Annotated in this window: 6 protein-coding genes and 1 pseudogene; 1 reads left to right on the top strand and 6 read right to left on the bottom strand. The window is 68.0% G+C overall.

Going from position 1 to position 5,804, the window contains the following annotated elements; all coding sequences use genetic code 11:
• The 6 genes and pseudogenes from JWQ05_RS07360 to JWQ05_RS07335 form a co-directional block, all read right to left on the bottom strand.
• A pseudogene (locus JWQ05_RS07360) lies at positions 1-176 on the bottom strand (iron permease); the annotation flags it as partial.
• Between the two features lie 45 nt (positions 177-221).
• On the bottom strand, positions 222-1,634 hold the full coding sequence (locus JWQ05_RS07355; protein WP_299656858.1) for a 4Fe-4S binding protein: 1,413 nt from the start codon (positions 1,632-1,634) through the stop codon (positions 222-224).
• A gap of 48 nt (positions 1,635-1,682) precedes the next feature.
• Positions 1,683-2,030 carry a cupredoxin domain-containing protein gene (locus tag JWQ05_RS07350; RefSeq protein WP_299656855.1) on the bottom strand — a complete coding sequence of 116 codons (348 nt, stop codon included), beginning with the start codon at positions 2,028-2,030 and terminating at the stop codon, positions 1,683-1,685.
• Between the two features lie 5 nt (positions 2,031-2,035).
• Positions 2,036-2,599, bottom strand: coding sequence for an iron transporter (locus JWQ05_RS07345; RefSeq protein WP_299656861.1), 564 nt, complete (start codon positions 2,597-2,599; stop codon positions 2,036-2,038).
• A 194-nt stretch (positions 2,600-2,793) separates the two neighbouring features.
• Entirely contained in the window at positions 2,794-4,164 is a 1,371-nt protein-coding gene (locus JWQ05_RS07340) for an MATE family efflux transporter (RefSeq protein WP_299656852.1), read from the bottom strand.
• Positions 4,165-4,186: 22 nt separating this feature from the next.
• Positions 4,187-4,660 (bottom strand): DUF971 domain-containing protein, encoded by a 474-nt coding sequence (locus JWQ05_RS07335; protein WP_299656849.1) that lies wholly within the window; start codon positions 4,658-4,660, stop codon positions 4,187-4,189.
• A 161-nt stretch (positions 4,661-4,821) separates the two neighbouring features.
• Between JWQ05_RS07335 and moaA the strand changes: the two genes are divergently transcribed.
• The coding region (gene moaA / locus JWQ05_RS07330; RefSeq protein ID WP_299656844.1) for a GTP 3',8-cyclase MoaA at positions 4,822-5,804 on the top strand (983 nt) is incomplete at its 3' end.

Below are 5,804 nucleotides of genomic sequence, written 5' to 3'. Positions count from 1 at the left end.
TCGGAGATCTTTTCCGCGAACAGGGCGACCAGGGACGCGCCGGCAAGGCCACCCAGGACGCCGAGGGCGATCCAGCGGCCGCGCCCGGCGATGCCCCGGGTAGCGGCCAGCACGATGCCGATAATGAGGCCTGCCTCGATGACCTCGCGGAAGGCGATGACGAAGGCTCCAATCATGTGGAGTAACCCCTTATGTTCGCGGGCGCCGCCGGAACGGCCGCCCTACCAGATCCAAAATAGCAGCACCCAGCCGGAGACCGAGAGGGCGCAGGCGGCGGCGATGCCGAGGGTCGCGCCCGCCCGGCGCAGGCCCCGCGCCGAAAGCCCGGCCACCGACCAGGCGAGCCAGACGCTCCACAGGCTTGTGCCGAGGAGGAGTGCGGCCCGCATCTCCGAGACGAAGGGCACGACGATGCCGTCGCCCCGCAGGAAAGTGACGGTCAGGGCCGACAGGCCGAGGAAGACGCCGCAGCCGGCGACCGGGATCAGCGTCTGCGTCAGGTGATGGAAGCGGCGGTTCGACCAGCTGCCCAGCGCCAGTGTGGAAAGCGCCACCAGTGCGGAAAGCGACAGACCGAGCACGAGCGCGGCGGCGGTGATGTAGCCCAGCAACAACCCGCCATCGAGGAGGCTGAGCACGTCGTTGTGCTCGGGATAGTTCGTCAGGATGAACCAGGGCAGCGTGGTCTCGAGGGGCCAGGTCGTGCCGCGCTCGATCAGCCAGGTGGCAAGCGCCTGCTTGATGTCGATGAACCAAGGGCTCGACGACCACTGGAAGGCACCGACCGCCAGACCCATCATGCCGAACAGGATGAGGACGGTCTGGTCGAGGCTGGGCTCCGCCCCGGCCACGTGCACGATCTCGTGCGTCGGCGAGCGCCGGGCGAGGCGCACGGCCCCGCGATAGCCCGAGCAGCGCCCGCACATGTGACAGGCGCCGGCGCCGTTCATGGTCTTGACCGGCACCAGGGGCGCACAGTTGAAACCGGTTCCGGTGCGGGGCTTCGGAGAGGCGGCCCAAGCCGCATGATCGACCTGGAAGCTGACCGGGGCGAGTTTTGCCAGAACCGCGAAGACGCCGTTGACGGGGCAGAGATAGCGGCACCAGACCCGCTTGTTGCGGCCATAGAGCAGACCGACGGCGATCGCGGCCACCGTCGAGCCGCCGAGAACAGCGAGCACCGGCTTCGGGTAGCCGTAGACGCTGACCATCTGGCCGTAGACCGTGGTGCCGGCGAAAGCCACGAACGGCCAGCCGCCCCAGGTGATCCAGCGCGGCACGGCGCGTCCGAGGCTCCAGCGGCTGGCGAATTCCGTGAGCGCCCCCTCGGGGCAGAGGATGCCGCACCAGGCGCGGCCCACCACCACCATGCTGACGAGCACGAAGGGCCACCAGATGCCCCAGAAGGCGAATTGCGCGAAGACCGTCAGGTTGTTCCAGAGATGCGCGCTGCGATCGGGCAGCGGCAGGAAGGCCGGCACCGCGACGAGGACGAGGTAGACCCCCACCACGCTCCACTGGATCGTGCGGATCAGGCCGCCATGGCTCTGCAGCCACTGCCCGAAATCGGCGAGCTTCGCGTCGATCCAGGCATCGCGGCCGTCGCGCGCGGGGATGGAGGTCGAGACCGCCATGGAATGCTGCTTCGCCGGGGTTACTTCGCGGGGGTCACGTCGAGGAGTTCACTTGGCCACCAGGGTGGCTTTGGCGTTCGGATGGAAGTCGTCGAACACGTCGTAGCTGCCGGGGTCGACCGTACGGAAGACGATCGACGAGGTTGCGCCCGCCGCCAGCGCCTTCTCGCGCTTCAGTTCCAGGCTCTCGAACTCCACCGGGCTGGTGCCCGTATTGGTGATCTCCAGCTTGAAGCGGGCGTTGGCCGGCACCTCGATGACGCTGGGGATGATCGCCCCGTCGCGCATCTCGACCTTGATCACCGGGAGATCGTCGGCGCGCGCCGCCGAACCGGTGGCGAGGCCGACAGCAAAGGCTGCGCCGAGCAGGCGCGGGAAGGTTAGACGAAGCGTCATGAGGTTCAGTACGCCCCCTTCTTGCCGATACCGGCGAAGGTGAAATCCTGGATCAGGTCGAACGGCTTGAACCACTCGGCGACGCCCGTCTCCTTGTCGACGTGGCGTCCGAAATGCCCATGGGCACCGGGGGGCGCCACCGTGAGCTTCAAGCGATAGCGGCCCGGGCCCGACAGCTTGACGTTATCGCCGTAATGCGGCCCGTCATTGGCGACCATCTGCATCAGTGCGCCCGAGATCTTCGGACCGGTGGCGGCTTCACCCTCCAGCTTTGTGATCTCGAAGGTCACCGACAGCGCCGGCACCCAATCGCCCTCGGCGAAGCCGTTGCGGTTGTCCTTGGCAGCGTGGATGTCGGCCTCGAGATGGATGTCGGACGCTGCTGCCGCGCGCATCATGTCCGGCGGGTCCATCTCGATCGGCTGCAGGTAGACCGCGCCCACTTCGATCCCGTTCTGGGTAACGTGAGGGCCGATCGGCGTCTCCTTCGCCAGGGCGATTCCACTGAAGGAAGCGCCCCCGGCGATCAGGGAGGCCATGAGGAGGGAGGAGAGAAGAGTCTTGCGCATCGTCAGAAGCGCGTAGACCAGCCGCAAAGACAAGCAAAGAGGCTTTTTCGTCACGTTCTTAGATCGGAACAATTCCAAACTAAGGCGTTGTTGTCGATGCGAAGTATTCGACCCTATTCGCGCCGACCCCTGTTTGACGGCGCGCAGCGGCCCTCCCCTTTGCAGATTGCCCTCAGATCGTCGGACGAAGTCGGTCAGGCCGCGGTGAAACGGGCCGCTTCGCCGGGCGGAGCGGGAACTGCCGGGCCGAATGTACGGCGCGTCAGGCTGGGATAGGCCAGCGCCTGGCTGACGCCGCGCCCGGCGAGCAGGATCAGGAACGAGAGCCAGAGGCCGCCATTGCCGAGGTTAAGGCTGTGGACGGCGATCAAGGCCAGTCCATAAGCGGCGCTCGCGGCGAGCATCAGGTTGCGCATCGCCCGCGTCCAGGTGGCGCCGATATAGATGCCGTCGAAGGCGAAGGGGACGGCCGCCAGCAGGGGCGCCAGGGCCGCCGGCAGAAGGTAGAGCCGCGCCATGGTGCGCACCTCGGGGTTTGTCGTCACCGCGTCGATGAAGGCGTTGCCGGCAATCAGGAAGCCGCCCGCGATGACGGCCCCGAACACGAGGCACCAGGCAAGGCTCAGGCCAGCCGCGCACCGGAACCGGGCCTCGTCACGCGCGCCGACCGCTTGACCGCACAGGGTCTCGGCGGCGGTGGCGAACCCGTCGAGGAAGAAGCCGCCGATCATGAAGAGATTCCACAGGACGGCGTTGGCCGCGAGTACCACGTCGCCGGAACGCGCGCCGAGCGCCGAGAACAGGGTGATGCAGGCCACCAGCAGCAGGGTCCGGACCATGACGTCGGCGTTGACGCTGAGCATCCGGGCGAGTGCCCGTGGGTCGCGAACCATCCCGAACGGCACCGCGAAGGGTCGCGAACCGAGGCGCGCCAGCACGACGAGGCCGAGAACCGCGCCGGCCGCCTCGGCGATCAGCGTGGCGAGCCCGGCGCCCGCGACACTCAGGTCGGCGCCCAGGACGAGGGCGAGGGTGAGCAGGATGTTGGTGAGGTTGATCGCGACCTGCAGCAGCAGTCCGAGATCTGTCCGCCCACGCCCGAGCACCGAGCCGAGGATGGCGTAGTTCGCGAGCGTGAAGGGTGCCGCGAAGATGCGGATGTGGAAATAGGCCGAGAGGCCGGCGATGACGGCGGGGCTCGCGCCGCTCAGAGCAAAGGCCGCGCGGCCGATCGGCCCCTGCAGCAGGACGATGACGGCACCGACCAGAAGGGCGGCGGCCAGGGCACGGGCCAGCGTGCGATCGATCTCGTGGGCGTCGCGCGCGCCCACCGCCTGTGCGGTGAGCCCGGCGGTCGCCATGCGAAGCGACCCGAACGACCAGAAGATCGCATCGAAGATCACCGCCCCGAGCGCCATCGCGCCCAGCAGCGCGGCATCTCCCAACCGGCCGATCACGGTGGCGCCGACGAAGCCCAGCAGCGGCGTCGTGACATTGGCGAGCGTCATCGGCAGGGCGAGCGCGAGCACGCGCCGGCTCGTGACCGGACTGTCGGATTGCGTCATGCCGCAGGCTTTCAGTGTTGAGTCAGTGGCAGCCGCAACCGCTGCCACAATTGCCGCCGCCCTCGCTCGGGGGTACGGCGGGCTTGGCGCTCCGGCGGACGGGATCGCGGCTCAGGCCACGCTCCTCCAGCTCGGACAGATAGGTGGCCCAGCGGTTCCGGTACTCGCGTCCGAGATCGTAGAGGTAGCCCCAGCCGAACAGGCCGGTGTCGTGCATGTCGTCGAAGGTGAGCTTCACGGCGTAGTTGCCGATGGGCTCGACCTTGAGGATGGCCACATCCCGCTTGCCGCCGATCACCTTGCGCTCGGCCGGCGAATGGCCCTGGACCTCGGCGGACGGGCTCGACACCCGCAGGTATTCCGCCGGCAGGGCGAAACGCCCGCCATCCTCGAAGGCGACGTGAAGCGTGCGCTTGTCGCCGGCGAGCCGGATCTCGGTGGGCCAACGCTCGGGAGCGCCCGACGCCGTGTGAGGATCGACAGCCTGTTGAGTCATGATCGCGTCCTGGCCGGGCCATCCGGCCGCTTGGCTTGCATGGGGCCTGCGCCCTCCGCAAACTTGCCCCTGATCGTACGAGACCTCATATGACGTGGATGCTAGGCTCGTCACGTGGCCGCGCCAACGTTTTGTCACCCCAGCAGAGCACAGAAACCCGCATGTGGGGTCCCCGCGCCATCGACGTCGCCGCTCCGGTCGCACCCGCGCCGCTGATCGACCCGTTTCAGCGGGCGATTACCTATCTGCGGATCTCCGTGACCGACCGCTGCGATCTGCGCTGCGTCTACTGCATGTCGGACGACATGCAGTTCCTGCCGAAACGCGACCTTCTCTCGCTGGAAGAACTCGACCGGCTCTGCGCGGTCTTCATCGGGCGCGGTGTGCGCAAGTTGCGGATCACCGGCGGAGAGCCGCTGGTTCGCCGTGACATCATGCACCTCTTCCGCCGCCTGTCGCGCCACCTCGGCACGGGGGCGCTCGAAGAGCTGACGATGACCACCAACGGCACGCAACTCGGCCGCTTCGCGCCGGAGTTGGCCGAACTCGGCGTGCGCCGTGTCAACGTCTCCCTCGACACCCTCGACCCGGACAAGTTCCGCGCCGTGACACGCCGGGGCGACCTCAAGGTGGTGCTCGACGGGATCGAAACGGCGCGCAAGGCCGGCATCAAGGTCAAGATCAACGCGGTGGCGCTGAAGGGGGTCAACGAGGACGAGATCGCCGACATGATCGCCTGGGCCCACGGCGACGGCATGGACATGACGCTCATCGAGGTCATGCCCCTCGGCGAGATCGAGGGCGACCGCACCGACCAGTTCCTGCCGCTCTCGGTGGCCCGCGCGCGGCTGGAGAGCCGCTTCACGATGACGCCCCTGCCCGACCGCACAGGCGGCCCGGCACGCTACGTGCGCATCGCGGAGACGGGCGGGCGCCTCGGCTTCATCACGCCGCTGACCCATAATTTCTGCGAGAGCTGCAACCGGGTCCGCCTCACCTGCACGGGCAAGCTCTACATGTGCCTCGGACAGGAGGATGCCGCGGATCTGCGCGCGGCCCTGCGGGCCTCGGCCGACGACGCCCTGGTGACGCAGGCGGTGATCGACGCCATCGCACGCAAGCCCAAGGGCCACGACTTCGTCAT

Origin of the sequence: Methylobacterium sp. (assembly GCF_028290105.1) — a bacterium.
In the GTDB taxonomy this organism is placed as follows: Bacteria; Pseudomonadota; Alphaproteobacteria; order Rhizobiales; family Beijerinckiaceae; genus Methylobacterium.
The sequence above is the reverse complement of the archived record's forward strand: the minus strand, read 5'-3'. Positions and strand labels throughout refer to the sequence as shown.

Coding starts and splice junctions, on each gene's coding strand:
- JWQ05_RS07355 (WP_299656858.1), bottom strand. CDS start 1,634: ATGGCGGTCTCGACCTCCATCCCCGCGCGCGACGGCCGCGATGCCTGG.
- JWQ05_RS07350 (WP_299656855.1), bottom strand. CDS start 2,030: ATGACGCTTCGTCTAACCTTCCCGCGCCTGCTCGGCGCAGCCTTTGCT.
- JWQ05_RS07345 (WP_299656861.1), bottom strand. CDS start 2,599: ATGCGCAAGACTCTTCTCTCCTCCCTCCTCATGGCCTCCCTGATCGCC.
- JWQ05_RS07340 (WP_299656852.1), bottom strand. CDS start 4,164: ATGACGCAATCCGACAGTCCGGTCACGAGCCGGCGCGTGCTCGCGCTC.
- JWQ05_RS07335 (WP_299656849.1), bottom strand. CDS start 4,660: ATGACTCAACAGGCTGTCGATCCTCACACGGCGTCGGGCGCTCCCGAG.